The organism is uncultured Mycobacterium sp. (genome assembly GCF_964249325.1).
In the GTDB taxonomy this organism is placed as follows: Bacteria; Actinomycetota; Actinomycetes; order Mycobacteriales; family Mycobacteriaceae; genus Mycobacterium.
On the sequence record NZ_CAXUCH010000181.1, the window covers coordinates 1 to 2,330 of the forward strand.

Here is a 2,330-nt window from a genome sequence, read left to right on the forward strand (position 1 = left end):
GCGCGCCAGGTCGCCGGTGCGGTACCACGTCCGACCCCCGTGACTGACGAAGCGCTCGGCGGTCAGGTCGGGACGGCCGCGGTAACCTCTCGCGATACCGCGGCCCGAGAACCACAGCTCACCTGGCACCCAGTCGGGGCAGTCGTCGCCGAAGCTGTCGACCACTCGACACGCGATGTTGGGAAACGGTGTGCCGTACGGCACGGCAGCCCAATGCGGCGGCGGGTCGGTCGTCTCGCAGATCGTGGCGTGCACCGCGGTTTCTGTCGCGCCCCCGAGCCCGGCGAATCGTAGTTGCGGCGCTTCGGCTTTCAGCCGGCGGGCCAGCTCGGGTCGCACCCAATCGCCGCCGGTCGCGACGACCCGCAGCGAGGACAGCCGGCCACTACCGACCTCGAGCAGCATCTCGAGCCAGCCGGGCAAGAAGTTCAGCACCGTCACCTTGTGGGCGTCGATCAGCCGCGTCCAGCTGTCGGGGTCGCGGCGCTGCTCCTCGTCGGCCACGACGATCGTCCCGCCGGACCGCAAGGTCGCGAAGATGTCGAGCACCGACATGTCGCATTCCAGCGCCGAGAGCGCCAGGCACCGGTCACCGGGGCCGATGTCGAAGTGGTCGGTGAGGAACTCCACGGTGTTCATGGCGCCGTCGTGGGTCATTTCCACACCTTTGGGTTCTCCGGTGGAACCGGAGGTGAACAGCACATAGGCCAGCTCGGTGGGATCTATTGCGGAGGGCCGCGTTTCGACACCGGCACCCCTGCGGATGGCGTCAGCAACCGTGACGGCGGGCACCGGCAACAGCGGCACGGGCTGCCCGCAGACAAGCGCCGCGCTTACCGCACCGGCGTCGAAGATGCGCGCCGCCCGCTCGGCGGGTTGGTCGACGCCGATCGGCAGATAGACCGCGCCCGCGGCCAGGATGCCCAGGAGTGCGGGAATTTGCTCGGCACCCTTGGGGCCCAGCACAGCCACCGTGTCGCCCGCCTGGACGCCGGCGTCACGTAACGCTGCCGCCACCGCCAGCGCCTGGCTACGCAGCTGACCGTAGCTGAGGTCGCCGGTCCTGGCGTAGACCGCTGGCGCGTCGGGCCGCGCCTCGGCGCAGCGAAAGAACCCGTCGTGCAACGCTTCCCCGCTGGGCGCGGCGCTGCGAGTGTTGTGGGCCTGTCGCACCGCGCGCTGTTCCGCCGGCAGCGCCGAGGACCCGGGCGCATCCCAGGCCTCGTCGTCGCCGGCCAACCGCGAAAGTTCGTCGATGTGGTGGCCGAACATCGCGTCGATGACGCCGGGCGCAAACGCCCCCTCGCGGACGTCCCAGTTCACCAGCACACCACCGTTGAACTCGGTGACCTGAGCGTCGAGCAACACTTGTGGGCCCTGCGACACGATCCACCCCGGTGTGCCGAAGGCTTCGGTGACCTCGGCGGCGAACAGCTCACCGAGCCCCAGCGCGCTGGTGAACACCACCGGTGCCAGAACGTGGGCGCCGCGGTGCCGGCCGAGGTCGCGCAGCACCGACAAACCGGGATAGGCCGAATGTGCGGCCGCCGTTTGCGTGGCGTCCTGCACGACGCACGCCCGATCAGCCGGTGTGCGTGCGTGCGTCAGATCGATGTCGAGCAGCAGCGACGACGTAAAATCGCCGACGACCCGATCCACGTCGGCGTGCAGCGGCCGGCGCCCGAACAGCGGCACATTCAGCAGGAACCGCGGATTCGACCAGCGTGCCACGGTATGGGCGAACGACGCGGCCACGGCCATCGCCGGGGTGATGCCGCGGGCGCGGGCCGCGGCGAACAGCGAATCGCAGCTCGCCGGGTCCAGCCAGTGCCAGCGCCGGGTGCTCCGCGACATGTCGGGTGCTGGGGCCAGCGGCAGCTTCGGCGGATCAGGCAACTCGGGGATGCGCTCGGCCCACCAGCCCCGGTCGGCGTCGCGGGCCGGTTGTGGTGCGGCGTCCTGGCGGGCGATGGCTTGGCGGTATTCGCGGTAGGTGTAGTGCAGGTCGGGCAGTTGCCGGCCCCGGTAGAGCGCCGCCAGGTCGGCCATCAGGGTGCGGTAGCTCATCGCGTCGGCGGCCTGCTGCGGAACCGGCGCGACCCGCTGCATCCGCACCCGGCGGCGCTCGCCGTCCCGGAAACCCCGAAAGAACACGCGGCATGTGCGCTTTAGGCCGCGTCGGCCTGGTCCTGCTCGCGGCCTGGCTCCTGCGGCCGGTCGCAGGCTCCCAGCCGGACCGCGCGCAACATGCCGTGTCCCAGCGCGGGCGGGAGTTCGCGCCGGGGCACCTGGAGATGCGGCAAGGGGACGTGGCCCACATCGTCAACGAC

1 pseudogene is annotated in these 2,330 nt (G+C 70.9%); it reads right to left on the reverse strand.

What is annotated here, in order from left to right:
- A pseudogene (locus tag ACFE99_RS18770) lies at positions 1 to 2,085 on the reverse strand (AMP-binding protein); the annotation flags it as partial.
- Positions 2,086 to 2,330: the final 245 nt, after the last annotated feature.